The organism is Bradyrhizobium sp. AZCC 1719 (genome assembly GCF_036924525.1).
GTDB lineage: Bacteria > Pseudomonadota > Alphaproteobacteria > Rhizobiales > Xanthobacteraceae > Bradyrhizobium.
Genome location: NZ_JAZHRU010000001.1, coordinates 92,601 through 118,045 on the forward strand (window position 1 = coordinate 92,601; position 25,445 = coordinate 118,045).

Annotated in this window: 23 protein-coding genes; 7 read left to right on the forward strand and 16 right to left on the reverse strand. The window is 61.5% G+C overall.

Going from position 1 to position 25,445, the window contains the following annotated elements; all coding sequences use genetic code 11:
- Positions 1-124 precede the first annotated feature (124 nt).
- Together V1292_RS00485 and V1292_RS00490 are read right to left on the reverse strand one after the other, a co-directional pair.
- Positions 125-913 (reverse strand): ABC transporter permease, encoded by a 789-nt coding sequence (locus V1292_RS00485; RefSeq protein WP_334369812.1) that lies wholly within the window; start codon positions 911-913, stop codon positions 125-127.
- Complete coding sequence (locus V1292_RS00490; RefSeq protein WP_334369813.1) at positions 913-1,740, reverse strand: ABC transporter ATP-binding protein; 828 nt, start codon at positions 1,738-1,740, stop codon at positions 913-915. The genes V1292_RS00485 and V1292_RS00490 overlap by 1 nt, the downstream gene beginning before the upstream one ends.
- 228 nt (positions 1,741-1,968) lie before the next feature.
- Here V1292_RS00490 and V1292_RS00495 point away from each other — a divergent pair, with 228 nt between their 5' ends.
- From V1292_RS00495 to V1292_RS00510, 4 genes are all read left to right on the forward strand, one after another.
- A complete protein-coding gene (locus tag V1292_RS00495) occupies positions 1,969-3,006 on the forward strand; it encodes a hypothetical protein (RefSeq protein ID WP_334369814.1) in 1,038 nt (345 codons plus the stop codon).
- Between the two features lie 233 nt (positions 3,007-3,239).
- Complete coding sequence (locus tag V1292_RS00500; RefSeq protein WP_334369815.1) at positions 3,240-4,964, forward strand: P-loop NTPase fold protein; 1,725 nt, start codon at positions 3,240-3,242, stop codon at positions 4,962-4,964.
- Between the two features lie 30 nt (positions 4,965-4,994).
- The gene (locus V1292_RS00505) at positions 4,995-5,783 is read left to right on the forward strand and encodes an ATP-binding cassette domain-containing protein (RefSeq protein WP_334369816.1); all 789 of its coding nucleotides are present in this window, start codon (positions 4,995-4,997) and stop codon (positions 5,781-5,783) included.
- Positions 5,780-7,339, forward strand: coding sequence for a glycine betaine ABC transporter substrate-binding protein (locus tag V1292_RS00510; RefSeq protein ID WP_334369817.1), 1,560 nt, complete (start codon positions 5,780-5,782; stop codon positions 7,337-7,339). Before V1292_RS00505 ends, V1292_RS00510 begins: the two co-directional genes overlap by 4 nt.
- Before the next feature lie 167 nt (positions 7,340-7,506).
- On the opposite strand, the gene V1292_RS00515 is transcribed toward V1292_RS00510, so the two are convergent.
- The 3 genes from V1292_RS00515 to V1292_RS00525 all read right to left on the reverse strand — a co-directional run bounded on the left by V1292_RS00515 (position 7,507) and on the right by V1292_RS00525 (position 11,950).
- Positions 7,507-9,237, reverse strand: coding sequence for a sulfatase-like hydrolase/transferase (locus V1292_RS00515; protein ID WP_334369818.1), 1,731 nt, complete (start codon positions 9,235-9,237; stop codon positions 7,507-7,509).
- A 33-nt stretch (positions 9,238-9,270) separates the two neighbouring features.
- Positions 9,271-10,980 (reverse strand): sulfatase-like hydrolase/transferase, encoded by a 1,710-nt coding sequence (locus V1292_RS00520; RefSeq protein WP_334369819.1) that lies wholly within the window; start codon positions 10,978-10,980, stop codon positions 9,271-9,273.
- Positions 10,981-11,260: 280 nt separating this feature from the next.
- A complete protein-coding gene (locus V1292_RS00525; RefSeq protein ID WP_334369820.1) occupies positions 11,261-11,950 on the reverse strand; it encodes a TetR/AcrR family transcriptional regulator in 690 nt (229 codons plus the stop codon).
- 111 nt (positions 11,951-12,061) lie between these two features.
- Between V1292_RS00525 and V1292_RS00530 the strand changes: the two genes are divergently transcribed.
- Positions 12,062-12,682, forward strand: a complete 621-nt coding sequence (locus V1292_RS00530; RefSeq protein ID WP_334369822.1) for a hypothetical protein — start codon at positions 12,062-12,064, stop codon at positions 12,680-12,682.
- Here the strand turns inward: V1292_RS00530 and V1292_RS00535 are convergent.
- Positions 12,679-12,918, reverse strand: coding sequence for a hypothetical protein (locus V1292_RS00535; protein ID WP_334369823.1), 240 nt, complete (start codon positions 12,916-12,918; stop codon positions 12,679-12,681). The genes V1292_RS00530 and V1292_RS00535 overlap by 4 nt on opposite strands.
- Before the next feature lie 19 nt (positions 12,919-12,937).
- Positions 12,938-13,789, reverse strand: a complete 852-nt coding sequence (locus V1292_RS00540) for an SDR family oxidoreductase (protein ID WP_334369824.1) — start codon at positions 13,787-13,789, stop codon at positions 12,938-12,940.
- A gap of 458 nt (positions 13,790-14,247) precedes the next feature.
- Here V1292_RS00540 and V1292_RS00545 point away from each other — a divergent pair, with 458 nt between their 5' ends.
- Positions 14,248-15,354 carry a DUF2336 domain-containing protein gene (locus V1292_RS00545; protein ID WP_334369825.1) on the forward strand — a complete coding sequence of 369 codons (1,107 nt, stop codon included), beginning with the start codon at positions 14,248-14,250 and terminating at the stop codon, positions 15,352-15,354.
- 48 nt (positions 15,355-15,402) lie between these two features.
- On the opposite strand, the gene V1292_RS00550 is transcribed toward V1292_RS00545, so the two are convergent.
- Entirely contained in the window at positions 15,403-16,239 is an 837-nt protein-coding gene (locus tag V1292_RS00550; protein WP_334369826.1) for a LysR family transcriptional regulator, read from the reverse strand.
- Between the two features lie 101 nt (positions 16,240-16,340).
- Here V1292_RS00550 and V1292_RS00555 point away from each other — a divergent pair, with 101 nt between their 5' ends.
- On the forward strand, positions 16,341-16,796 hold the full coding sequence (locus V1292_RS00555; protein ID WP_334369827.1) for a PaaI family thioesterase: 456 nt from the start codon (positions 16,341-16,343) through the stop codon (positions 16,794-16,796).
- 538 nt (positions 16,797-17,334) lie between these two features.
- Here V1292_RS00555 and ilvC read toward each other — a convergent pair.
- From ilvC to V1292_RS00595, 8 genes are all read right to left on the reverse strand, one after another.
- The gene (ilvC, locus tag V1292_RS00560; RefSeq protein ID WP_334369828.1) at positions 17,335-18,354 is read right to left on the reverse strand and encodes a ketol-acid reductoisomerase; all 1,020 of its coding nucleotides are present in this window, start codon (positions 18,352-18,354) and stop codon (positions 17,335-17,337) included.
- A gap of 146 nt (positions 18,355-18,500) precedes the next feature.
- Positions 18,501-19,103: a LysE family translocator gene (locus V1292_RS00565; protein ID WP_334369829.1), complete on the reverse strand. Its 603-nt coding sequence runs from the start codon at positions 19,101-19,103 to the stop codon at positions 18,501-18,503.
- A gap of 7 nt (positions 19,104-19,110) precedes the next feature.
- On the reverse strand, positions 19,111-20,001 hold the full coding sequence (locus V1292_RS00570) for an EamA family transporter (protein WP_334369830.1): 891 nt from the start codon (positions 19,999-20,001) through the stop codon (positions 19,111-19,113).
- A 6-nt stretch (positions 20,002-20,007) separates the two neighbouring features.
- Complete coding sequence (locus V1292_RS00575) at positions 20,008-20,703, reverse strand: class I SAM-dependent methyltransferase (protein ID WP_334369832.1); 696 nt, start codon at positions 20,701-20,703, stop codon at positions 20,008-20,010.
- Between the two features lie 2 nt (positions 20,704-20,705).
- A complete protein-coding gene (gene ilvN / locus V1292_RS00580; protein WP_057846946.1) occupies positions 20,706-21,248 on the reverse strand; it encodes an acetolactate synthase small subunit in 543 nt (180 codons plus the stop codon).
- A gap of 25 nt (positions 21,249-21,273) precedes the next feature.
- Positions 21,274-22,260 (reverse strand): threonine dehydratase, encoded by a 987-nt coding sequence (locus V1292_RS00585; protein ID WP_334369833.1) that lies wholly within the window; start codon positions 22,258-22,260, stop codon positions 21,274-21,276.
- Positions 22,261-22,463: 203 nt separating this feature from the next.
- Positions 22,464-24,239, reverse strand: a complete 1,776-nt coding sequence (locus tag V1292_RS00590) for an acetolactate synthase 3 large subunit (protein WP_334369835.1) — start codon at positions 24,237-24,239, stop codon at positions 22,464-22,466.
- A 408-nt stretch (positions 24,240-24,647) separates the two neighbouring features.
- Positions 24,648-25,277, reverse strand: coding sequence for a hypothetical protein (locus V1292_RS00595; protein WP_334369836.1), 630 nt, complete (start codon positions 25,275-25,277; stop codon positions 24,648-24,650).
- Between the last annotated feature and the right edge of the window lie 168 nt (positions 25,278-25,445).

Here is a 25,445-nt window from a genome sequence, read left to right on the forward strand (position 1 = left end):
GAAGCTTGCACCGTCATTCCGGGGCGATGCGAAGCATCGAACTATGGGGCGCCCTTGCGCCCCTGAGAATTTCGAGATTCCGGGTTCGCCTCTTCGAGGCGCCCCGGAATGACATTACCGAAATCTACCCCCGCCCCTCCGCCGCCGTCGGACGCCACACCAGGAGCCGCCGTTCGGCCAGCGTCACGCCCATGTCGATCAATATGACGAAAGCCGACAGCACGAACATGCCGGCGAAGACACCGGCGACGTCGAACACGCCTTCGGCCTGCTGGATCAGGTAGCCGAGGCCGGCGGCCGAGCCCAGATATTCGCCGACGACGGCGCCGACCACCGCAAAACCCACCGACGTGTGCAGCGAGGAGAACATCCAGGACAGCGCCGAGGGCCAGTAGACGTGCCGCATCAACTGCCGCTCGTTCATGCCGAGCATGCGGCCATTGTCGAGCACGGTGTTCGAGACTTCCTTGACGCCCTGATAGACGTTGAAGAACACGATGAAGAACACCAGCGTCACGCCAAGCGCGACCTTGGACCAGATGCCGAGCCCCAGCCACAACGTGAAGATCGGCGCCAGCACCACGCGCGGCAGCGCGTTGATCATCTTCACATAGGGATCGAACACCGCGGCGACGCGCGGCTGGCGCGCGAACCAGAAGCCGACCAGCACGCCACTGATCGAGCCGATCACGAAGGCGAGAATCGATTCCCACAGCGTGATGATCAGGTGCTTCCAGATCACGCCTGACGAAAACCATTTGACGATCTGGCTGCCGACATCGATCGGGTTGGAGAAGAAGAACGGCGGCAGCAGGATTTTTCCGAACACCGGCACGGTGGTAAGGAACTGCCACACCGCCAGGGCTACGACGGCGACCAGCAATTGCAACAGGAGCAGCGTCGAGCGGGACATCAGCCTGCCTCCGCACTTTGCGTGGATTGTACGTAGCCCTTCATCACTTCGTCCTTCAACACGCTCCAAATCTCCCGGTGCAATTCGTGAAAGTCCTTTTCCATGCGGACTTCCGAAATGTCGCGCGGCCGCGGCAGCTTTACCCGCCAATCGCCGATGATGCGCGCGCTTGGCCCGGCCGACATGATCACGACGCGATCGGCAAGCGCGATCGCCTCTTCGAGATCATGGGTCACGAACAGCACCGCCTTGCGGTCGGCGTTCCATAATTCGAGCAGGAGATTGCCCATGATCTGCCTTGTCTGGGCGTCGAGCGGACCGAACGGCTCATCCATCAGCAATATTTTTGGATCACGTATCAGGACCTGCGCCAGGCCGACGCGCTTGCGCTGTCCGCCGGACAGCATGTGCGGATAGCGGTTGGCAAAGGCGCCGAGTCCGACCGACGTGAGCCAGCCCTGCGCGCGTTGCAGCGCCTGTTCGCGCGGCGCGCCCTTGATCTCGAGCCCGATCGCGACGTTGTCGAGCGCGGTCTTCCAGGGAAACAGCGCATCGGCCTGGAAGAGATAGCCGGCATCGCGGTTCAACCCGGTCAGCGGCTGGTCGAAGATTTTGACCGATCCCGCCGCCGGCTTCAAAAGTCCGGCTGCAACGTTGAGCAATGTCGATTTTCCGCAACCCGTCGGCCCGACGATGGCGACGAACTCGCCATCGGCGACGGACAGGCTGGCCTTTTCCACCGCCGTATAGACGCGGTCGCCGGCCACACGAAATGCCACCGTCGCATCGTCAAGCGCGACCGCTGCCGGCTGTGCGGTATCTGCCATGTTTCTCCCCAAGTCTTTTGGAGGGATGCCTTAGCGGTTGCGAGGGATAAGTTCAACGCGGCGTCCCCACATGGCAGTTAATCTTCGCCTTTCGCTTCAACGCAAGGTATAGTGCAACCTTTGACTGAGACCATCTGACCGATGCTTTCGGCCGCGGGGATTACTAATGGGAATGTCCGTTCTTATTTGGGAATGACATAGCGTCTATCTGCCGGACAATGAGATCAAATGGCTAAGGGTTACTCGCAGTTTTTATTTGCAACAACTGTGCTGCTTGTCACGAGTTCGATTGCTTGTGCCGCCAACGTTCAGAATTCGAACAATAAGCTTTGCGCCTTCAGCATAGAGGGGCCGATTACCAAGGGCGATTCCAATACGCTTGCTGCCGTGATCTCCAAAGCGCGCATTGATCAGTACGATGAGAGGACCAGCTCTATCTGCCTGAAATCCAACGGCGGATCTTATGTAGAGGGACTTAAAATATCCGAGATCATTTTTGATCGTGGCTTGTCGACGGTGATAGAAAGCGGCGCGGAGTGCTACTCCGCATGTGCGATCATTTTCATGTCTGGCGTTGCTCCCGGACGCGAAGTCCCAATGCGAAAGTTGAGTGTAGGAGGAGTGCTTGGATTTCATGCACCCTACGTCACCATGCCAGACGAAAAATACTCGAAAGACGACGTAGAACTGGTGGCTCAGGGCATGCGTACAGCAATCCATTCTCTCGTTCAGCTTGCATCGAAACAGACCCGCCTTCACGGCGGCGATTTCATTAAGAAGAGTTTGATTTCGCGAATACTAGAGAAGGGACCAAAGGAAGCGTTCTTTGTTAGGACCGTCTATGATGCAGCTCGATGGGACATCCTGCTTTACGACGCAATTCAATACTGGAAAAAACCCAGCAATGTCGATGCAATCAAAAACATCTGCTCTAATTTTCATTCTTCGAATATGGATGAAGAACAGGCTGCAAAAGCGACATACTCCCCCGTAGTAGAAAAGTATTCTTCCAAGTTTCACAAGGATGATGCTCGGATCTTAATCAAGGACGCCAGCACAAATGATACAGTCTGCGAACTTTACCCCAGAACTTTCAAGTCCGACGGCGCAGTAAACTTCTTCGCCTGTTCCTTTGACTATTGGTCATCCAAGAGTTTTGGAAATTGCCGGGAATACCTAACAGCACCAGCCATACTCGTTGGAAAGTTTGTCCCAGAGTTCTTAGCCTATGACCCTTCAACCTTGTTGTTGAGGCATAGAAATTAGGACTATTTAGTGTTGACGAGATGCCACTCGACGCAGTCCGCGGCCCGTAGAGATGTTTCTCCCCAAATCATTAGTGAGATGGCTTAGCGCTTGGCTATGATTAGTTCACCGCAGCAACGCATCATTTCATCTTTCGAATCTCCTCAGGGAAAGATTGAAAGTCAGGATCACGTGCCAACTCGCCCGATCACCCACGCCCATAACTGCCAGGCTTCAAACTTTAGAGGCTTCAAATGACCGAAGGAAAACCGTCTCCAACGCAGATGGTCATCAAAGAACTTGGCCGTTTCCTTGAAAGCAAAACATCCGAGGTTATTTGCATCAAAGGCCGCTGGGGCGTCGGCAAGACTTACGCATGGCGGCAGGCGCTAAAGCAAGCCGCCGCCAGCAACAAAATGGCTCTTGATACCTATTCATATGTTTCACTTTTCGGGACCACCAGCCTTGACCAACTGAAATATTCGATTTTCGAGAATCGCACTTCAGGTCACGCGATAGCGACTGGCGCCAATATGGAGACGTTTGGCCAGGGCATAGATACAGCGATAAAGGCCTTCGGCACCAAAGCTCTCGAAGCGCTTGCGGGAAAGACTGCAACCGACCTCGTGCAGTCCGGCGCATTCCTGATGGTAAGAAATCAGTTCGTCTGTATCGATGACATCGAACGCAAGGGAAAAGATCTCCGAGCAATGGATATCCTTGGCCTAGCGTCGACGCTTGTCGAACAGCGCAATTGCAAGGTCGTAATCATTCTCAATGACGAGCAACTCGATAACGAAAGCGAAAAGATTGACTTCCTCAAATATCAGGAAAAAGTCATCGACAGATCACTAGCATATTCACCCTCGCCAGAAGAGAGTATCCAGATAGCACTAGGCGACAATTCGAAATTCGGCGAAATGCTTGGCGAATTCTGCGCACGGCTCAATCTTTCTAATATCCGGGTTATCAAGAAGATCGAGAAACTCGTCTGGCAAATCTACCCCATTATCGAACACTACGACTCACAAATAGTAAAGGCGCACATCCACACGTTGGCGCTTCTCGGTTGGGCTCATTACTCTGAGCACGGGAAGCCCGGAGAGAAGGCATCAAACGAAAAGATCGTCGAGTTTATTTTCAACCGTTACGGCAAAGGACTTTACGGCCAAACACATAATCTAACTCCCGAGGAGGAGCGCGTAGAAGCACTCCTGCGAATGTACGGGTTCGGCAAGGTCGACGAGACCGACACTTTACTCAACAAAGGAATACTGAACGGCTATTTCGACGAAGATCAGATCAAGCACTTTGCCGATCTATCCACCGCGGCTCTCCAACAGAGCAAGATATACAGTCAATGGACCGCTGTATGGGATCGCTTTTACAACTCGTTTGATGACGACGAGAAGGAATTTGTGGAAGAACTGCTGGCGGCTTTTCAGGGAGCTGTCAAATACTTGTCTCTTGGCGACCTAAATCATTCGGTCAAAATCCTCAAGCGGCTCAAGTATGCTGCCGAGGCCTCCGCAATCCTTAAAATGTACATGGAGCAACGATCAGAAGAGCCGGTCTTTTTCGATCTCAAAGCAAGCGCATTTGGCGAGCAGATCGACGACCCAGATGTCAGGCAAGCTTGCAGCGAAAAATTACGAGCCAACGAGATCAAGCGCGAGTTGCACGAGATGTTGCTCGACATTTATAAGCGCAACGGTTGGAATTCCGGAGATCTGGAATACTTAGCGAATAGAAGCGTCGACGACTATTACGCAACTTTCAAAATTCCTCTTGGCAAGAACCACGGAAAAATTGTCGCTTCCGCCCTCCATTTCCGAGAGTTTGCCAATCAAGAAGAAGCGTATGTGACAATAGTTGAGAAAGCCGAAGAGGCGTTGAGGCGTATTGCGAAGGAGCATGAGTTAAACGCCATCAGGGTCGGGGGCCTACGCATCAGATGGCCGGATAATGCGAACTCCTGAACGTGGAGCTGCAACATTGGGCAAGATCGAATGTCAGCTTCGTCACTGATCACCTACAGCCATGTCGGCAAGACGTTCGACGCCGGCCGCGTGGTGGCCGTCGACGATGTCTCGCTCGACGTCGCCGAGGGCGAACTCCTCGCCATCGTCGGTGGCTCCGGCTCGGGCAAGACCACGCTGTTGCGGCTCGCCAACCGGCTGATCGAGGCTGACTCTGGGACCATCACGGTCGAAGGCGAGAATGTCCGCAACGTCGATCCGATCCTGTTGCGGCGGCGGATCGGCTATGTCTTTCAGAGCGGCGGGCTGTTTCCGCATCTGAGCGTCGCCGGCAATATCGGCATCACGCCAAAGCTGCTTGGCACGCGGCCCGCCGAGATTTCCGCGCGGGTGGATGAACTGCTCGACCTTGTCAGGCTCGACCGCACGCCATATCGCGACCGGCTGCCGCATGAACTCTCCGGCGGCCAGCGCCAGCGCGTCGGCGTGGCGCGGGCGCTCGCCGCCCGCCCGCGCATCATGCTGATGGACGAGCCGTTCGGCGCGCTCGACCCCCTAACCCGCGACGCGCTCGGCGACGATTTTCGCGAGCTGCACAGGAAACTCGGCCTGACCACGATCATGATCACCCATGACATGAGCGAAGCGATCCTGCTCGCCGACCGCATCGCGATCATGAGCGACGGGCGGCTGTTGGCGCAGGGCACGCCGGCCGAGCTTTCCAAATCCGACGACGCTTACGTCGGCGAACTCCTGCGCACACCACGGCGGCAGGCCGAGCGGCTGGGCGCATTGCTTCCTCGCGAGGGTGCGGCATGAGCATCTTCGCCGATCCACGCTGGGGCGAGGCATTGGGCCACCTGCCCGACTATCTCGGCAATCACGTCCGCGTCAGTGTCGCCGCGCTGGCGCTGGGTTTGCTCGTCAGCCTGCCGCTCGCGATTCTTTCACGCCATCGGCCGGTGATGCGCGGCGCGCTGCTCGGGCTCGCCAGCATCGTGCAGACCGTGCCGGGGCTGGCATTGCTGGCGCTGTTCTATCCGCTGCTCCTGGCGCTCGCGGCGTTGTCGCTGTCATGGTTCGGCGTCGGCTTTTCCGCGTTCGGATTTTTGCCCGCGGTGCTGGCGCTGGCGCTCTATTCGATGCTGCCGGTGCTGCGCAACACCATCACCGGCCTGCAGGGCGTCGACGCTGCAATCCTTGAAGCGGCGCAAGGCGTCGGCATGACGCCGCGGCAATCGCTGTTCACGGTGGAATTGCCGCTGGCGCTGCCGGTGATGATGGCAGGCATCCGAACTTCGGCCGTCTGGGTGATCGGCACCGCAACGCTGTCGACGCCGATCGGCCAGACCAGCCTCGGCAATTACATATTTGCAGGGCTGCAGACCCAGAACTGGGTGTTCGTGCTGTTCGGCTGCGTGGCCGCCGCGGTGCTGGCGCTCGCGGTCGATCAGTTGCTGGCGCTGATCGAAGGCGGCTTGCGCCACCGCAGCCGCCTGCGTGCGGCGCTTGGCGGCACCGGCATCGCAGCTTTGGTCGTTGCCACGCTGGTACCGACGATGATGCGCTCGCAGGCGAATTATGTCGTCGGCGCCAAGACCTTTGCCGAGCAATATGTGCTCTCCGCATTGATCGCGCAGCGCCTGAAGGCGGCTGCGCTTCCTGCAACGACCCGCGAAGGTCTCGGCTCCAACGTGATCTTCGAGGCGCTCGCGGCTGATGATATCGACGTCTACATCGACTATTCCGGCACGCTGTGGGCCAACCAGTTTCACCGCACCGACATCAAGCCGCGCCAGGAACTGGTGGCCGAACTGAAGACGATGCTGGCGCGGCAGAACATCACGCTGCTGGGCGAACTCGGTTTCGAGAATGCCTATGCGCTGGTGATGCCCCGCAAGCGCGCGGAGCAATTGGGCATCCGCACCATCGCCGACCTCGCCTCGCGCGCGGCGAACATGTCGATCGCCGGCGACTATGAATTCTTCTCGCGCCCCGAATGGGCCGCGCTACGCAGGGCCTACGGCCTGTCGTTTCGCGGCCAACGGCAGATGCAGCCGGACTTCATGTATGCGGCGGTCGCTTCCGGCGAAGTCGACGTCATCGCGGGTTACACCAGCGACGGGCTGATCGCGAAATACGACCTGGTGACGCTCGGCGATCCCAGGCACGCAATCCCGCCCTATGATGCGATCGTGCTGCTCGCGCCGAAGCGCGCCAATGACGAGGCCTTGCGCAAGGCGCTGACTCCGCTGCTCGGCAGGATCGACATCGCCACCATGCGCGAAGCAAACTTGCGCGCATCCGGCAACGATGCCGCGAGCTCGCCGGACGCGGTAGCGCAGTGGCTGTGGGAGAAGGTGGGGAAGAGGTGAGGAGTTGCGTGCCGCGGTCCATCCCCGTCATTGCGGCGAAATGGATTGCTTCGCTTCGCTCGCAATGACAGGGGTGGGCGGTCGGCACGCATCCAATGAGTTCGCGAACGGCGTCGCTGCGTAGGTGGGCACGCTGCGCTTTGCCCACCCTACCAGAATGACGGAAATCAAAGCCCCTTGATCATGCCGGCATCGATCAGAAGCCGGTTGAACCGGCGCGCCTCCGCGCCTTTCCTGCAGTCATAGAAGGCTCCCTTGCAGCGGAGCATGATGTTCTTCTGCTCTGCAAAGGTCGGATCGAGCGGGATGCCGGCGGCTTCCTGCAGCACGAGGGGGATGTACGCCGCGTCGAGCGTTTCGAGCGCCGATGACAGGTTGCGCGGCTCATAGTTGATGCCGTCGATGGCATAGTAGGTAGAGAAGTAGCGTGGATCGGCGGCCATCACCCGTTTCGCCAGCGTCGCCTGATCAATCCCGGGCTCCAGCATCTTTTGCGAGATCGCCGGCTGGTGATCGCCGAAACGCAGCACGAGGAAGGACTCGTCGGGATAGTCGCGCTTCAGCCGCTCGGTGAATTCGCGATAGTCGTTGGCCGTCATGGTCTGGCGCCGTATGTATTCATCGACCTCCGCCGTGTTGCCCGGCGGCGTCCAGCCCGGCGGGGTCAGATCGGGCCGGTAGACGTCGGTCCAGGGAAAATGGTTGGCCGTGAGGTAGACGAACATGAAGACCGGCGCCTTCTCAGGCTGCTCGCGCGCAAACACCTTTAGCGCCTGATCGAAATAGAACTTGTCGGGCTGCATGTCCTGGTTCACGCCCATATCCGCCATGTCGACGAAATGGCCGACGCCGGCTCCCTTCTGAAAGGTGCGCGCGCCAAGGAAGTTACCATAGGTCGGATAGAGCGAGAAGGTCTTGTACCCGCAGTTCCGCAGCGCCTGTGGCAGTCCACGGGTCACGCGACCCGCGGTTATCCTCGTCACGTAGAACTTGAGATCGCCGAACGACCGCGCCGACAGGCCTGTCAGCACATTGAACTCGGTGTACCAGGTCGGACCGCCGGTTGCCTCCGCCATCATGGTGCGCTGCTTGCCGTCGCTGGACTTGAAGTAGTCGGCGTATCCCGCCGGCACCTTGATGCCTGGCGCGGACGTGACGTCGAAGCTCGACTCGTCGAGCAGCATGATAATGTGCGGCCGCTTTGCGTCGGCATCGCAGGCAGCGTCAGGTGGCAGCGCCGAAAGGCCGGCGGCGTGCGCTTCCCGTGCGAGGAGAAGCGGCGCGTTTGCCGGCGGATCGGCGTCGATCCATCCCGTCGAAGCCAGTCGCGACACCGCCACCACGCCCGAGCGCGCGAGACTGGAAATGTGGTTGATGCCCTGGAACGGCTCCCACGGCTGCTCGGGCCAAGCGACCGACATCGCCGATATCGACGCAATGCTCGCGGCCAGACCGATCAACGCCAGGCGGCGCCGCACCCGGAACGGATCGAAACGCCAGACCAGCCACAACAGCGGCACGGCAACGATCCCCGCCATGATCAACTGCGTCTGCAATCGCGGAAACACCGAGAGCAGAAACGAAAACGTATCGCGATCGATGATCAGGAAGTCGAGGAACGTCAGGGTGAGTTGCAGGATGCCGAATTTGAAGCGTGACAGCTCGATCAGGATCACGATGAGGGTCACTGCAATCGCTGCGCAGACGCCAGGCCGCTGCAGCACGACCAGCAGGAAGCAGTTCACGAAAACCCACGCCAGCACCGCCAGCGTGATCGCAAACGGCCCGTATTCGCTGGTGAGCAGGACCACGAGCCCCGCCAGATGGACGGCGATAATCAGGCCAGCCGGGACAAAGAACCGGGCGCCGCGCGATTCCGCGCGGATGCTTTCGCTCATTCCCCGTTCAGCGGCGGCCGACATGTCTCGTCTCTACAGCCCTTTGATGAAACCTGCGTCGATCAATAACCGGTTGAACCTGCGCGCCTCGGCGCCATCCTTGCAGGCATAGAATACACCCTTGCAGCGGAGCATGATGTTCTTTTGCTCCTTGAACGAGGGATCGAGCGGAATGCCGGCGGCCTCCTGGATCACCAGCGGCAGATAGGGCGCGTCGATCGTGTCCATGATCGCGGAACTCTTCACCGGCTCGAAGTTGACGGCGTCGATCGCGTAGTAGGTGGTGAAGTAGCGCGGGTCGTGAGTAACGAACTTGCGGGCGACCCTGGCTTCATCCAGGCCGGGATCAAGCAGGTTCGAGGAAAACTCCGGCTGATGGTCGCCGTAGCGGACGATCAGAAATGGCTGCGCCGGGAACTTCTTTTTCAAATTGGCGACGAACGTCGCATAATCTCCGGCGCTCAGTGTCTGGCGGCGCAGATATTCGTCGACCACGGGCTCGTTGCCGGGCGCGCGCCAGGACGACAGCAGGTCCGGTCGGAATTTGGTTTCCCAGGGGAAATGGTTGGCGGCGAGATAGACGAAGGTGAACAGCGGCGTGTTGGCCGGCTGCTCGGAGATCAGATTCACGGCCTTATCGTAGAAGAAGCTGTCGGGCTCGATGCCCTTGGCGCCGAGCGCGCGTGCGTCATAAAAGTGCTGGATGCCGGTAGAGGTCTGGAAGCCACGCGCGCCCATGAAGGCGCCGTAGGCCGGATAGAGCGAGATGGTGTTGTAGCCGCAGCGGCGCAGCGCCAGCGGCAATCCGCGCTCGACCCGGCCCGAGGCGATGCGGGTGACAAAATAGGAGAAGCGGCCGAACGACCGCGACGACAGGCCGGCGAGCACGTTGTACTCGGCCATCCAGCTTGCGCCGCCGCTGCTCTCGGCCATGAACTTGCGCTCACGGCCGTCAAAGGACTTGAAATGGCTGCCATAGCCCGGCGGCACCTTGACGCCGGCAGCCTGGCGGATGTCGAAGCTCGACTCGTCATGGATCATGATGATGTGCGGGCGGCGGCCGGGCACATGGCAGGAATCGACCAGCGGCACCTTCAGCCGCTCGGCGGTCACGGCTTCCGATTCCATAAAACCGTAATTGACGAAGTCGGAAACCGCGGTCACGCCCGAGCGGGCGAATTTGGAGAGATAGCCGTCGTCGTAATAGCCGCGCCAGGCTTCATCGGGCCAGACGACGGAATAACCGGCCAGGCTTGCGAGACAGGCCAGCAGGCCGGCGGTGGCCGGCAGGCGGCGGATGCGGAACGGATCGAGCCACCACAGCGCGTACATCAGCGGCAGAATGACGAGGGATGCGCCGACCACGCTCCAGCGCAAGTTCGGAAAGATCGTGAACAGATACGCCGCAGTGTCGCGGTCGATCACCATCAGGTCGACGAAGTTCGCGGTCATCTGCACGACGTCGTGCTTGAGCCGCGACAGCAGCACCAGGAGCACGACCAGCGTCAGCGACAGCGCGGCCGACAGCGCCGGGCGCCGCAGCAGCGCGATGAAGAAGAAGTTCAGGGTGCCCCACGCCAGCGCGAAGCCCATCCGGCCGCCGAAATCGGTTTCGGTGTGCAGCAGGATCGCCAGCGCCGCCATGTGCGGTGCAGCAACGGCCGAAAGCCGCCAGAAGCCGATCGCCGCAAGGCCGGCGGCAAGGGTGGTGGCGGAGGGCCCTGGATTTGGCGCGGGCGCCATGGGAAAAACGCAACATGACCCGGCGCAATACAAAGCCTTGGCTGGCGACGACCAGGAGACGCACGACCCATCCGGAACCTGAGCCGTGTCACAAAAACGTAGTGGAATCGTCATGAACAGGCAATGAATTTGCCCTCGGGCGAACTACGTCGGGGCGAATACGGGGTTGCCGGGAGTGTTCACCGTCATTCCGGGATGGTCCGAAGGACCAGACCCGGAATCTCGAGATTCTCAGGGGCGCAAGGGCGCCCCATAGTTCGCTTCGCGCCCCGGAATGACTTCACCGACGTCGGACGATCCCCTCGATGAAAAGATCCAACACTGCCTCGGCGGTCCGTTCGGCTTCGGGGGTGGCCACGCCCCAGCGCGGAAAATGGCCGTCGATATTCATCCGGGCAAAACCATAGACCAGCGCCCGCCCGGCGATCTGTACCTGTTTGAGGTCGGCGCTGCGGAGCTGGCCCGCCGCAAAGGCTTCGGCGAGCGTTTGCTCGGTCAGCGCGATCAGTTCGGCATTGTCGCTGGAGATGGCGACCGCCCGGTCGTGATCGAACAAGCGACGGCTGGAAATGATTTCGAAATGGGTCGGGTTGCGCATCGCCCAGCGCAGGTACGCGAGCCCGAGGCAGCGAAAGCGGCCGAGCGGGTCGCCGGCCGGTGCCCCAGCAAGCGCCGCCTCGATCTCGGCACGGAATCGCCGCTGCGCCTCCTCCGCCACCGCCTGGATCAGGGCATCCCGGCTCGGAAAATGCCGGAACGGCGCCCCCGGCGAGACGCCTGCCCGGCGGGCGGCCTCCCGGACGTTGACCGCCTCCGCCCCGCCCTCGCCGACCAGTCGCAGCGCGGCGTCGATCAGGACGCGCCGGAGGTCGCCATGGTGATAGGGTTTTGGTGCGGCCGTCCGCGCAACGCGGCGGCGCGGCTTGGTGGTGGGGGATTTCGCGGCAGAAGGCTTGGCTGACGGACGCATGCCCTCTCCTACCATCACCAGGTCGTGAATGTAAGCACTGATTACACTGTTGACCTGATACGTACAGCAAATGTAACTGGTGATTACATCAGCAGCCCGGGGGAGCAAAACATGCCGACGCATCAAAAATGGTTCGAAGGCTGGCGGCTGTTCGCCCTGCTCGCGCTGACGCTGCTGGCCATGAGCATCTGGATCGCCGGCATGCGCGGCTTCGAGGTCGATGGCGTGCGCATGGTGATCCGTTTCACCGCGCGCACCTCGCTGTTACTGTTCTGCCTCGCTTTCGCAGCCGCCGCGCTGGCGCTGTTATGGCCGAACGCCTCGACGCGATGGCTGCGCCGCAACCGCCGCTATCTCGGCGTCACCTTTGCGGCCTCGCACGCCATCCACGCAGTCGCAATTGCCAGCTTCGCCGTGATGGACCCGATAGGCTATGCGGCGGCGACCTCGATTGCGTCGTATGTCTTCGGCGGCATCGGCTATGCCTTCATCGTCGCGATGGCCGCCACCTCGTTCGACCGCACGGCCGCTGCGATCGGCGCACGCGCCTGGCGCCGGCTGCATCTTGTGGGCGGCTACTACCTGCTGTTCCAGTTCATGGTGTCGTTCGGCAAGCGGATTCCCGACATGCCGCTCTACGCACTGTTCCTGATTCCACTCGTGGCGGTGTTCGCGCTGCGGATGATCGCGATGGCGCCGAAGCCGCAGAACCAGACGCTGCGGGCGGGCTAGTCGTCCTTCAGGTAAAACTTCCGTCCGAGACGGCGATGCACCGACATGACGGCGCGGTCGACGTCGCTGATCAGGCTGTCGCCGAGAACGACGTTGGGGATTTCCCAGTTCCGCCCCTCGCGGATATTGGGAAGCGGACGCACGGCGGGGACGGACGCCGTTTCGCATCCCGGTTGGCTGCGAAGCGCCGCGTCGGCGATCTGCGTCAGCTCGGCTCTGCTCTTTCCTGTCGTCACTGGTGGCCGGTGCCTTTGCTCATCCCTGCGGCGTCAGCCCGAGGCGCTTGGCGATGATCCGGTCGAGGGTGCGCTTGGGCAACACCGCCGCCATGAACTGGCGCATCGGATCCGGCGCGATGACGTAGCGCACCTTGGGATTGGGCCGCGTCAACGCCTCGAACACCTTTTCGGCGATCTGCTCGGCCGGCAATCCGTTCGCGCCGAGTTGCAGCATGAAGGCGCGGATTTTCTGCAGCGCCAGGAAATACGGCGAGTTTTTGTAGGTGGAGATATCGACCTCCTCGGCCTTGCTCCAGATCGGCGTCTTGACCGGGCCCGGCGCAATGATGATGACATCGATCCCGAACAACATCAGTTCGCGGCGCAGGCTCTCCGACAGCCCCTCGATAGCGTGCTTGGAGGCGGAATAGGCCGAAGTCAGCGGATTGCCGTTCTTGCCGGCGACCGAGGAGATCATCACGATCCGCCCCTTCGGCCCCTTCAGGGCCGGATCGGAGCCGAGCAGCGGCCCGAACGCCTGGGTCGCAATGATAGGCCCGATGAAATTGACCTCCATCTGGCGGCGGAATTCGTCCGCCGCGAGTTCGAGCACGGGACCTGCGACCGCAATGCCGGCATTGTTGACGAGGCCGGCGAGCGTTTCGCCGCCAAGGGCGGTGCGGACCTCGCGCGCCGCCGCCAGCACCGCGGCTTCATCGGTGACATCGAAGATCAGCGGCGTGAACTTCGTCCCGAACTCGCGCCTGAGGCGGTCGGCATCGGCCTGCTTGCGCACGCTGCCGAACACGCGGAAGCCGCGGTCGAGCAACAGCTTCGCACTGGCCCAGCCGATGCCGGTGGACGCGCCGGTGATGACAACAGATCTCATGACCTAAGCCCTTGTAAGAGGTTTAATGAAGTTCGTCGTGAAGGAATGCTTAAGCGCCGGCTCCGTGGGCTTCCTTCGCGGGGTGCAGCCAGCCTTGACGACGTCTTGTTCGGCAGATTGCTATTCGATTTTTCCCGGGAACGGTTTGGTGAGGATAGCAGCCGGACCGGAGTACCGGAAGCCGCGGCAGATGGCCGATCCGGTTCGACATCGGCGATTTATCGCGCGAAATCGCGGCATACGTCCCGATCGGATTGGTAAAGCAATTCAGAACGCAGAATTTGCAACGCGCGGACCCTGCTTCGACATGCGTCTGTCCGCAACAACCGCGGCCGATGCATTGCCCGATTCAGATGCAGTCGATCTGTATTCCACCGGGTCTCCGCCTTTAACGCAGGCGTAAGGCTCGACTCGTCATTGTGGGCACGAACCCTTCAACAACAGACAGGCTGCCCACAATGGTGCAACAGCCGGCGCACTCGATCATTGCCGAACTTGAAGATGCCGTCAGAGGCGGTTCATCCGCCAAGCGGGTGGAGACCCTGCGGCAGGTCACCGATCTCTTCCTCCATGACGGAGAACGCCTCAGCGACGACCAGGTCAAGGTCTTCGACGATGTGCTCTGCCTCCTGATCGCGCGCGTCGAGACGCGGGCGAAGGCCGAACTTTCCAAGCGGCTGGCACCGCTCGACTATGCCCCGTTCGAGGTCATCCAGCATCTCGCCTGGGACGACGAGATCGAGGTCGCCGGCAGCGTGCTGGCCCATTCCAGCCGGCTCGGCACTGACGTGCTGGTCGAGATCGCCAGCAGCAAGGGGCAGGATCACCTGCTCGCCATTTCCGGCCGCGCCGAACTGCCCGCCGCCGTCACCGATGTCATCGTCGACCGCGGCGAAGGCCAGGTGATCCGCAAACTCGCCAACAATGCCGGCGCCAGGTTTTCCGATCAGGGCTATTCCACCATCGTCGCCCGCGCCGGCGCCGACGACGAGTTGATCGAAATCCTCGGCCTTCGCGCCGATTTCCCGGTCAAGTTCATGGGCGACCTGTTGCGCCGCGCCAAGGAGACCGTTCGCGCGCGGCTTCTCGCCATCGCGCCGCCCGCGCTCCAGGAAGAGATCAAGCGGGTCCTGAACGAGGTCGCCCGCGAGGCGCCGCCACCGAGCCGGAGCTTCGGCGTCGCCGAGGAACTGGTGAAGCTGATGAAAGGGCTGAACGAGCTCGACGACGCGGCAGTGTACAAATTCGCGGAGTCGAACAAGTTCGACGAGGTGACGGTCGCGCTGGCGGTCCTCAACGACATGCCGATCGAGATGACCGCCAAACTGATGGAAGGGCCGCGGGCCGACCTGATCCTCATTCCCTGCCGCTCCGCACGCCTGAACTGGCCGACGGTCGAGTCCATCCTGCGTAACCGGCCGGTAAAGCCTCCGATCAGCGAGCAGACGCTGGAGATCGCGCAACGCGATTTCCGCAAGCTGTCGATGGAGACGGCCCAGCGCACCGTTCGCTTCTGGCAGTTGCACAACAAGATCGAGAAGGAACCGATCATCCGCACGCATTGAGCCTTGCCTGCGCGCCGTGGTCGCGGCGCGCGCAAGGTCCGAACCCGGTCACAGGCCATCCAGCGCGCGATCCAGCCAGCCATCGGCGCCGCCTCGGACCCATTCAAAGCCGAGCCGCCGGGGTAGATCGACGCCCTCGGGGCGAAGCATCCGCACATCGGGGTGTTCGAAACTGTCCGGCATCAGACAGAACCCAAGGCCCGCCGCCACCATCGCGAGCGCCCGCGCATCGCTGTCCGTCTGGGCGACGACCTTCGGCCGCACCTTCCAGGCATCGAGAATCCGCGACGCCGACTGCAACTGCTCGCAGTGCATGCGCACGATCAGTGGCTGGCCCGCCAATATCTCGGGCGAGACCGGCCCGCGCGGGAATGAGCGGGCCGAAACGGCCAGCGCCTGCCGATCTGCCGCCAATTCCAATTGCCGATGGCCGCGTGCGGCCGATCCGAGCGCCGTCAGGACCACATCGTAGCGGCCATTGGCAAGCCGCTGCCGCAGCTTGGCAAGCGGCGCATCTTCGGTCCGCCACGACCGCCCCGGCTCGATTGCCCGCAACCGCTCAATGCACTGCGCCACGAATGCCGGCGCAATCGTCGGCAGAATTCCAAGCCGCAGCGGCCTGCCCGACGGCCTGCCGCCGGACGCTGCCTTGAGCCGTTCGGCCTGGCGCAAAATCGATCGCGAGGTCTCCAGCACCTCTTCGCCCCGCGGCGTGAGTCTGACGCCACGCGCATGACGCTCCAGCAGTGCGAATCCCAGCTCGGCTTCGAGGGAAGCGATTGCGGCCGATAACGTCGGCTGCGTGACGAAGGCCCGGCGCGCGCCGGCGCTGAAGCTGCCCGCTTCGGCGACAGCCACGAAATACCTGATCTGCTTGAAGTCCATCCATAGAAGATATCTATGGCTCGATATCGGAGCAATCGCGATTGCCTAAGCCTGCGGCTAGACCGAGCATGGCGCCAGTCAATGCAGCCGGGAGAGGATCGATGGATCATCCGACACCGCAGATTTCCGCGCACGATGCGATCCGCGAACTGGTCGAACGGGTCACCTATGCGCCCGGCTATACCAAGGCCGTCGGCACCAGGGTCGAGCACGTAGAACCCGGCCATGTCGTGATGTCGCTCGCGAAAAGCGATGGTCTCGTGCAGGCGAACGGCTTCTTTCATGGCGGCGTCATCGCCGGGCTGGCGGACCATGCCGGCGGCGGGGCCGTCACCACCGCCATGCCGCCTGGCCGGTTCGCGGTGACCGTCAACCTCCAGGTCAGCTATCTGGCTCCGGCAAAGGGAGAGAAGCTGATCGCGCGCGCCCGCGCAATCCAGGTCGGAAGCACGATTGGCGTGGCGCATGTCGACGTGGCGTCGCTCGCTGACGGGACGGAGACGCCGTGTGCGGTGGCGATCGTGACGCTTCGCGGCGTCGACTTCCCCGCCAAATAAAAGCCACGCTGGGCTGGAGAACTGCGGCCCGTTCCGAAGATGGAAGGCATGTTGCCTTCGGGAGGCGATGCGAGGCTTGGTGATCCGGCACTTGAGGCGTCGGCATGATGAAGATCGATGCTTGGCCTGCTACTAGCGAAGATGGATCCCGTTTGATGAACGAGAATGCACATTAAGCAACCGAGTTTTGACTCGGTAAACGCTCATCTTTCCATCGCTAATGTAATTGTTGAACTGCCTCGCACCCAAGAATGTGCATTAAGCGTCAGTTCTTCGTTTTGACTCGCTGGCGCGCTTGGCGCGGCGGGCTGAAGAATGTGCTTGAGGCATCCATCCTTCAAGGAAACGGCGAGACCGCTTACGCGATCTCGCCGGACAATGACGATCAAGACTTAAGATTTGGTGTTTAAGTACCAGTCCCTCATCCTGAGGAGCGGCGTCTTCGCCGCGTCTCGAAGGATGAAGGCCCGTCCGTGGCCTCATGGTTCGAGACGGCGCTTGCGCGCCTCCTCACCATGAGGAGTTGCTTCGACCCGCCTTAGTTCTTCGTCTTGTCGACCAGCGCGCCCTTCTTGATCCACGGCATCATGTCGCGGAGCTTGGCGCCGACTTCCTCGATCGGATGCTGGGCGAGCTTGGCGCGGGTCGCCTTGAACGAGGTCTGGTTGACCTTGTTCTCCAGCATCCAGTCGCGGGCGAACTTGCCGGACTGGATGTCGGCCAGCACCTTGCGCATCTCCTTCTTGGTCTCGTCGGTGACGATGCGCGGGCCGGTGACGTATTCGCCGTACTCGGCGGTGTTGGAGATCGAATAGTTCATGTTGGCGATGCCGCCTTCATAGATCAGGTCGACGATCAGCTTCACTTCATGGAGGCACTCGAAATAGGCCATCTCCGGCGCGTAACCGGCCTCGACCAGGGTCTCGTAGCCGCCCTTGATCAGTTCGACCAGGCCGCCGCAGAGCACCACCTGCTCGCCGAACAGGTCGGTCTCGCACTCTTCCTTGAAAGTGGTCTCGATGATGCCGGCCCGGCCGCCGCCGATCGCGGAGGCGTAGCTGAGACCCAGGTCATGGGCATTGCCGGAGACGTCCTTGGCGATCGCGATCAGGCAGGGCACGCCGCCGCCGCGCTGATATTCCGAGCGCACGGTGTGGCCGGGGCCCTTCGGGGCGATCATCAGCACGTCGAGGTCGGCGCGCGGGTCGAGCAGGTTGAAATGGACGTTGAGGCCGTGCGCGAACACCAACGCCGCGCCCTTCTTCATGTTGTCGTGCAGGTGCTCGCGGTAGATGTCGCCCTGCAGCTCGTCGGGGGTCAGCATCATGACGAGGTCGGCCCATTTGGCGGCCTCGGCGACTTCCATCACCTTGAAGCCGGCAGCCTCCGCCTTCTTGGCCGAGGCCGAGCCCTTGCGGAGCGCAATCGCCACTTCCTTGACGCCGGAGTCCTTCAGGTTCAGCGCATGGGCGTGGCCCTGGCTGCCATAGCCGACGATGACGACCTTCTTGCCCTTGATCAGGTTCAGGTCGGCGTCGCGATCGTAATAAACACGCATGGTCGTTTCCTCAATCGATGGCCAAAAAGGGCCGGTTAATCAGGCATTTGGACAGGTGGGACCGCCGGTCGCCCGCGAATTTCCGGCGTTGTCTAGAGCATTTTCCCTCGAAGGGGAAACCCGTTTATGCATGGCCCGGTGCGGCATCATGCGTCCATGAAGACCGGGTAGAGCGAGGCCAGCAGCAGCACTGCCATCACGATGTTGAAGGCGCGCACCGCCCGGCGGGAGGTCAGGATCGGCCGCAGGGCGGTGCCGAACAGGGCCCAGGCCGTGCACGACAGGATGCCCAGGAGCAGGCTTAAGCCGACCTGGATCGCGATATTCCAGGGATACGCCGCGATCGCCGCATAGGCGGTGATGGTGCCGATCACCATGACCCAGCCCTTGGCGTTGACCCACTGGAACATCGCCGCGCCCCAGAACGTCATCGGGCGGCCCCGGCTGTCCTGATCCGCGGACGGCGGCTCGGACATCGCAATCGCCCAGGCCAGATAGACCAGGTAGACCACGCCGGCATACTTCAGGATGGTCTGCAGCACCGGATAGGCAATGAAGATGGTGCCGAGCCCGAGACCGACCGCCCCGACCATGAAGGCAAAGCCGACCGTGATTCCCATGATGTGCGGGATGGTCGGACGGAAGCCATAGGTGAGCCCCGACGACAGCAGCATGATGTTGTTCGGCCCCGGCGTGAAGAACATCACGGTGGCGAACATGATGAAGGCGATCAGCAGGGATTGCGACATGGGGGCCTCACGCGATCTTTGGCAGAACTTGTTTTTCTGAAGCCTTGGTAGGTTTGGACAGCAACATGACGGCAATGCCGCCGACCACGGTGACCATGCCGGCAAGCCGTAGCGGCCCGAACGTCTCACCGAACACGACGCTCGATGCAGCGGAACCGACGAACGGCACCAACAGCGCGAACGGCACCACCTGCGCCGCCGGGTAATCCCGCAGCAGCCGGCCCCACAGCCAATAGGCGATGCTGGTGGAGACGCCGCCGAGGCCAATCATGCACAACAAACCGGCGAGGGACATGTGGGTCAGCGCATGCCAGGTCGGCTGCGGGCCGTTGCTCACCAGCGTCAATGCAAACAGCGGAACTGCCGCGACCAGACACAGCCACGCGAACAGGTCGAACATCGGCACGCCCTGCGCGCGCCGCAGCAGCAGGTTGCCGGCCGCGAAGCTGAGCGGCGAGATCATCAATATCGCGAAGGCGCCGATGCTGAAATCGTAGCCGACGGTGCCGCAGATCATCAGCAGGCCTGCGGTGGCGATAGCAATGCCGATGGTCTGCCCCCCGCCCGGCCGCTCGCGAAACAACAGCGCGGCAAAGCCGATGGTGAACAGCGCCTGGCTCTGTACGATCACACTGGAAAGACCGACGGGAACGCCATAGGCGATGGCAAAAGCCTGGGCGAGAAACTGGCCGAGGAACAGCGTGAAGCTGATCGCGACCAGTACCGTCCAGGAAACCTTGGGCCGCGCCACGAACAGGCAGGGCAAGGCCGCGATGGAAAAGCGCAGCGTCGTCATCAATTCCGGCGAAAACTCGTCGAGCGCGATCCGGCTGGCGACGAAAGCAAGCCCCCAGATCACCGCTACCAGCACGGCGATGCAAACATCGGCCGGTTTCATTTTTTTCTAGCTCTGTTGATCCGGCTTTGGCTTGCGCAGGATGTAGGTGCCGTGCAGCGGCGCGTGGTAGTCGACCGATTCCAGCGTGAAGCCGATATCGGTCAGCATGCGCTCGATCACCCAACCGAAGGTCGAGTACTCGTCGCGCATATGGGTGACCACGCCTTCGCGCTGGAAATCGTGGTTCTTGATGGTGAAATCGGCCCACTGCTCGACATCGCGCTCGGTGCCGTCGGGCATGCTGACGAACACGATGTCGCGCAGGTAGAAATTCGCGCCGGGCTTCAGCGCGGCATAGATCCTTGCCAGCGCCACCGCCTTCCAGAAGTCCGGCAGATGGTGCAGCGTGAATTCGCTGACGATCAGGTCGTAGGAATTCGGCTGGTAGGCAAAGCTCAGAAGGCCTGCCGGCTGGGTGCGGATCGCAACCTTGCGGTCGCGGGCCTGGATATTGGCGAGCGCCAGCATCGCCGGCGAAATATCTATTGCGTCGACCTCGGCCCCCATCAACGCCGCTTCGCAGGCCAGTACACCGTTGCCGCAACCGATATCGGCCACGCGCCAGCCGCGCTGCACGCCGAGCATGGTGAGCGCGGCCCGTGTGCGCTCGTCGCTGTCGTCATGCCGGTCGTAGATCGAGGCGACCGCCGAATCGAGCCCGAGTCGCCGCCTTTGAGTGTAATACCAGTCACGCGCCAGCATGTTCACATCCCCTCAGGCCCGCGCCCGATCGCGGCAACGCCAGTGCGCGACACCTCGACAAGGCCGAGCGGGCGCATCAGGTCGATAAATTGACTGATCTTGGATGAATTGCCTGTGATCTCGAACACAAAACTTTCTGTCGTGGCGTCGATCACGCGTGCACGGAACGCATCCGCCAGCCGCAGCGCCTCGACCCGGCTGTCGCCGCGGCCACGCACCTTCACCATGGCGAGTTCCCGCTCGATCGAACGGCCGGTAATGGTCATGTCGACGACGCGGTAAACCGGGATCATGCGGTCGAGCTGGTGCTTGATCTGCTCGATCACCGTCGGCGTGCCCGTCGTGACGATAGTGATGCGCGAGAGATGTTTGTGGCTCTCGGTCTCGGAGACGGTGAGACTGTCGATGTTGTAACCGCGCCCCGAAAACAGGCCGATCACGCGCGCCAGCACGCCGGGCTCGTTCTGCACCAAGACCGAGAGCGTGTGCGTCTCGTTGGGATCGTGGCGCTCTTCCAGGAAGTAGGCGGATGCGGGCTGGTTCATTGTGGTCCCCTTACATATCCTCTCGTCACGCCATCGCCCGTTGGGCGGCTGTAGTGGCATCCGTGCCGATCCATTTGCGGAACAGATCAAAATCGATATTGCCGCCGGAAAGGACCAGGCCGACCCGCTTGCCGGCGAGCTTCTGCTTTTCCTGCAGCGCGGCGGCCAGCGGGGCTGCGCCGGCGCCTTCGGCGAGGTTGTGCGTGTCGGTCCAGTAGGCGCGGACGGCGGCTGCGACCTCGTCGTCCGTGACCTGAACGATGCGCGCGGCGCCCTTGCGGATGATGGCGAATGCGTCCGGATCGGGAGTGCGCGTCGCCATGCCGTCCGCCAGCGTGTTGCTGGTTTCGGTGGTCACCACCGTGCCAGCCACAAATGACAGTGCGTAGGACGGCGCTTCGGTCGACTGCACGCCGACGATTTCGGTTTTCAGCCCGAGCAGATCGCGCGCCATGATGCAGCCGGAGATGCCCGAGCCCTGCCCGATCGGCACGTAGAGAATGTCGAGGTCAGGCGCCGTCCGGAACAGTTCGAGCGCGTAGGTAGCGACGCCGAGCACCAGATCCGGATGGAACGACGGCACCATATGAAGGCCGGCGAACTGGGCACGGCGCTGGGCTTCTTCGGCGGCCGCCTGAAAATCCTCGCCATGCTCGACGAGGTCAGCGCCGAACGCGCGCATGGCGCGGTTCTTCTCGACCGAATTGCCCTTCGGCACGTAGATCACCGCCGGCACGCCGTGGCGGGAAGCCGCGAACGCGAGGCTCTGGCCGTGATTGCCGCGGGTGGCAGAAATGATCCCCGATATGTTCGGCCGCTCCCGCTTCAGCCGGTCGAGATAGATCAGCCCACCGCGCACCTTGAACGCGCCAATCGGCGTGTGGTTCTCGTGCTTGACCACGACGCGCGTACCTAGCCGTTCGCTGAGCAGCGGCCAGGCATGCGCCGGCGTCGGCGGCACCGCCTGCCCCACGATCTCGTGCGCACGTTCGAGCTCTCCGAGGTCAAACATGGGTTCTCGTCAACCTTCTCTCTTTTTGTCATCCCCGCGAAGGCGGGGATCCAGTATTCTAGAGACGCCCAGAGCTTAACGGAGACGCCGCGGCGTACTGGATCGCCCGGGCTTCTGCGTGAAGACGCGCTTCGCGCTTTCGCCGGGCGATGACAGCGGAATTTTTGTCTCGCGTCCTCATACCGAATCTTTGCCTCGCGTCCTCACACCAGCGCCTTGCCGCCGGCGAATGCCGCGGCGGTGGCTTCATCGGTTGCTTCCGCCGGCAGCAGCATTTCGTTGTGCGCCTTGCCGGACGGAATCATCGGGAAGCAGTTTTCCAGCGCGGCGACGCGGCAATCGAACAGCACCGGGCGCTTGACCTTGATCATCTCCTTGAGCGCGCCGTCGAGATCGCCAGGCTTGATCGCCTGGATGCCGACGCAGCCGAACGCATCCGCGAGCTTGACGAAATCCGGCAGCGCCTCGGAGTAAGAATGCGACAGCCGGTTGCCATGCAGGAGCTGCTGCCACTGCCGCACCATGCCCATGTACTGGTTGTTCAGGATGAAGATCTTGATCGGCAGCTCAAACTGAACCGCCGTCGACATCTCCTGCATCGTCATCTGCACCGAGGCATCGCCGGCGATGTCGATCACGAGGCTGTCGGGATGCGCGACTTGCACGCCGAGCGCAGCCGGCAGGCCATAGCCCATCGTGCCGAGTCCGCCCGACGTCATCCAGCGGTGCGGCTCCTCGAAGCCGAAGAACTGCGCCGCCCACATCTGGTGCTGACCGACCTCGGTGGTGATGTAGGTGTCGTGGCCGCGCGTCGCCTCGAACAGCTTCTGGATCGCGTATTGCGGCAGGATCACGTCATTGCTCTTCTTGTAGGCGAGCGAATTGCGTGCGCGCCATTTGGCGATCTCCTGCCACCACGCCTTGATATCCGGCTTCTTCGCTTCCGCCTTGAACACCTGCAGCAAATCGCCGAGCACGTTGCCGGCATCGCCGATGATCGGCACGTCGACGTGGATGTTCTTGTTGATCGAGGACGGATCGATATCGATATGGATCTTCTTCGAACCCGGCGAGAACGCGTCAGTCCGGCCCGTGATGCGGTCGTCGAAGCGGGCGCCGACGCACAGCATGACGTCGCAACCATGCATCGTCATGTTGGCCTCGTAGGTGCCGTGCATGCCCAGCATGCCAAGCCAGTTCTTTCCCGTCGCCGGGTAAGCGCCGAGGCCCATCAGGGTCGAGGTGATCGGAAAGCCGGTGACATCCACGAGCTCACGCAGCAGCTTCGAGGCTTCGGGTCCGGAATTGATGACGCCGCCGCCGGAATAGATCACCGGGCGCTTGGCGGCAGCCAATAGCGCCACCGCTTTTTGGATCTGTGCCGCATCGCCTTTCACCCGCGGGGTATAGGACACATGCACGTCGGACTTGCGCGGCGGATGATAGGTGCCGAGCGCAAACTGCACGTCCTTGGGCACGTCGACCACGACGGGTCCGGGACGGCCCGTGGTCGCAACGTAGAACGCCTCGTGCAGCACTTTCGCCAGATCGTTGACGTCGCGCACCAGCCAGTTGTGCTTGGTGCAGGGACGGGTGATGCCGACCGTGTCGCATTCCTGGAACGCGTCGTTGCCGATCAGATGCGTCGGCACCTGCCCTGTGATGCACACCAGCGGGATCGAATCCATCAGCGCATCCGTCAGCGGCGTCACCATGTTGGTGGCGCCTGGGCCTGACGTCACCAGCACCACGCCGGGCTTGCCGGTCGAGCGCGCATAGCCCTCGGCCGCATGACCGGCGCCCTGCTCGTGCCGCACCAGGATGTGCTCGACGTCGCTCTGCTGGAAAATTTCGTCGTAGATCGGAAGCACCGCGCCGCCGGGATAGCCGAAGATGTGCTGGACGCCGTGATCGATGAGGGCGCGCACGATCATCGCGGCGCCGGTCATCTGATTGGAGTCGTTGCTCTTGTCGGTCATGGTCTGCTCCGGATGCGCTTGTCGGCGCGGCTTCTTTCGATTGTCTGTTTTGGGAAATAAAAAAGGGCCCGAGAGGCCCCATGCACACCGCCCGAATTTGGATGGCCGCTAGCCATCCCCGGCGGTGTGCCTGGGTACGACGACGATAAGGAACTTGGTAATAATGTTACGCATTTCGCGGCTCGAACTTCCCAAAGGTTGCGCGGGTTATACCGTTCGGCCCCCGGAAGTCAAGGGACGGACGCTCTCGGCGCGATTTAGGCAGTGTAGCGGTGTTCCGGGCATTCGGCGAGGGGGAATTTTGGGCGTGCAGGCATGCGGAGAGACCATCGCATCACGTCGCCGTCATTCGGGGATTGGTCCGAGGGGCCAGACCACAGGCGCGCAATGGCACATGCTTTGAAGGGATCACGTGGCCGACTTCTCACCACCGACACAGCTCGGATATGGAGCTTTCTCTCCCGGAACGATCGGGCAGAGCTTGATCGGGCTCAGAGTCTTGAACCGATCCTGCCATTTCCCAACATCGATCTGCATGGGTATGTTCGACGGTGCAGCACGTTCGGCCCATTGAACGGTGTAGACATCGGTCTGCCCTTTGATGACCGCGATCAACGCTGTCTCGCTCGTTTTACCTGCTGTCGTGGGCGAAACACCGCACGACACCACTGCAACAGCAGCGTCGTAGCCGTTGAGTTTGTTTTCGCTCAGGAGCGTTACAGAATACGAACTTGGACACGCGACCTTGAAGCCCCCCGCCAAAGCATTGAGAAAAGCCTTCGGAGTCGCGTCCGGCTTGGTGGCGAGATCCCTTCGACCGGTGACGGAAATCATCTGAGTCCAACCGTTGATGGACTCGCCTGTCGGTACCGATTCTTGAATGTAGAAATCAGCTTTTGTCGTGACGAACGCAGGTACAAAGGCCCGCGGATAGCTCATTTTCAGCAATTGGCCGAAAATCGGAGTTATCGACGTGACCGAATACCCTTTCTCGCGGAGCTTATCGACGGTGCTAATTGCGTCCTCGCCTTCCGCCATAGCGCTGGTACTCGACGAAAGAACTGCGACAAGTCCGAGAATTCTTGCCGTATGCATTGATAGCGCCCCCTCGAGAACTGATCGCGCTGGTCGAAAAGATACAACCGAGAAATGAACGTATTATAAATCCACAACCTTAAATTCCTGGAGATGAGTCGGCTGCAGGCC

Coding starts and splice junctions, on each gene's coding strand:
- V1292_RS00510 (WP_334369817.1), top strand. CDS start 5,780: ATGAGCATCTTCGCCGATCCACGCTGGGGCGAGGCATTGGGCCACCTG.
- V1292_RS00585 (WP_334369833.1), bottom strand. CDS start 22,260: ATGTTTGACCTCGGAGAGCTCGAACGTGCGCACGAGATCGTGGGGCAG.
- V1292_RS00495 (WP_334369814.1), top strand. CDS start 1,969: ATGGCTAAGGGTTACTCGCAGTTTTTATTTGCAACAACTGTGCTGCTT.
- V1292_RS00550 (WP_334369826.1), bottom strand. CDS start 16,239: ATGGACTTCAAGCAGATCAGGTATTTCGTGGCTGTCGCCGAAGCGGGC.
- V1292_RS00490 (WP_334369813.1), bottom strand. CDS start 1,740: ATGGCAGATACCGCACAGCCGGCAGCGGTCGCGCTTGACGATGCGACG.
- V1292_RS00525 (WP_334369820.1), bottom strand. CDS start 11,950: ATGCGTCCGTCAGCCAAGCCTTCTGCCGCGAAATCCCCCACCACCAAG.
- ilvC (WP_334369828.1), bottom strand. CDS start 18,354: ATGCGTGTTTATTACGATCGCGACGCCGACCTGAACCTGATCAAGGGC.
- V1292_RS00595 (WP_334369836.1), bottom strand. CDS start 25,277: ATGGCGGAAGGCGAGGACGCAATTAGCACCGTCGATAAGCTCCGCGAG.
- V1292_RS00570 (WP_334369830.1), bottom strand. CDS start 20,001: ATGAAACCGGCCGATGTTTGCATCGCCGTGCTGGTAGCGGTGATCTGG.
- V1292_RS00530 (WP_334369822.1), top strand. CDS start 12,062: ATGCCGACGCATCAAAAATGGTTCGAAGGCTGGCGGCTGTTCGCCCTG.
- V1292_RS00565 (WP_334369829.1), bottom strand. CDS start 19,103: ATGTCGCAATCCCTGCTGATCGCCTTCATCATGTTCGCCACCGTGATG.
- V1292_RS00575 (WP_334369832.1), bottom strand. CDS start 20,703: ATGCTGGCGCGTGACTGGTATTACACTCAAAGGCGGCGACTCGGGCTC.
- V1292_RS00485 (WP_334369812.1), bottom strand. CDS start 913: ATGTCCCGCTCGACGCTGCTCCTGTTGCAATTGCTGGTCGCCGTCGTA.
- V1292_RS00555 (WP_334369827.1), top strand. CDS start 16,341: ATGGATCATCCGACACCGCAGATTTCCGCGCACGATGCGATCCGCGAA.
- ilvN (WP_057846946.1), bottom strand. CDS start 21,248: ATGAACCAGCCCGCATCCGCCTACTTCCTGGAAGAGCGCCACGATCCC.
- V1292_RS00540 (WP_334369824.1), bottom strand. CDS start 13,789: ATGAGATCTGTTGTCATCACCGGCGCGTCCACCGGCATCGGCTGGGCC.
- V1292_RS00590 (WP_334369835.1), bottom strand. CDS start 24,239: ATGACCGACAAGAGCAACGACTCCAATCAGATGACCGGCGCCGCGATG.
- V1292_RS00545 (WP_334369825.1), top strand. CDS start 14,248: ATGGTGCAACAGCCGGCGCACTCGATCATTGCCGAACTTGAAGATGCC.
- V1292_RS00520 (WP_334369819.1), bottom strand. CDS start 10,980: ATGGCGCCCGCGCCAAATCCAGGGCCCTCCGCCACCACCCTTGCCGCC.
- V1292_RS00515 (WP_334369818.1), bottom strand. CDS start 9,237: ATGAGCGAAAGCATCCGCGCGGAATCGCGCGGCGCCCGGTTCTTTGTC.
- V1292_RS00505 (WP_334369816.1), top strand. CDS start 4,995: ATGTCAGCTTCGTCACTGATCACCTACAGCCATGTCGGCAAGACGTTC.
- V1292_RS00500 (WP_334369815.1), top strand. CDS start 3,240: ATGACCGAAGGAAAACCGTCTCCAACGCAGATGGTCATCAAAGAACTT.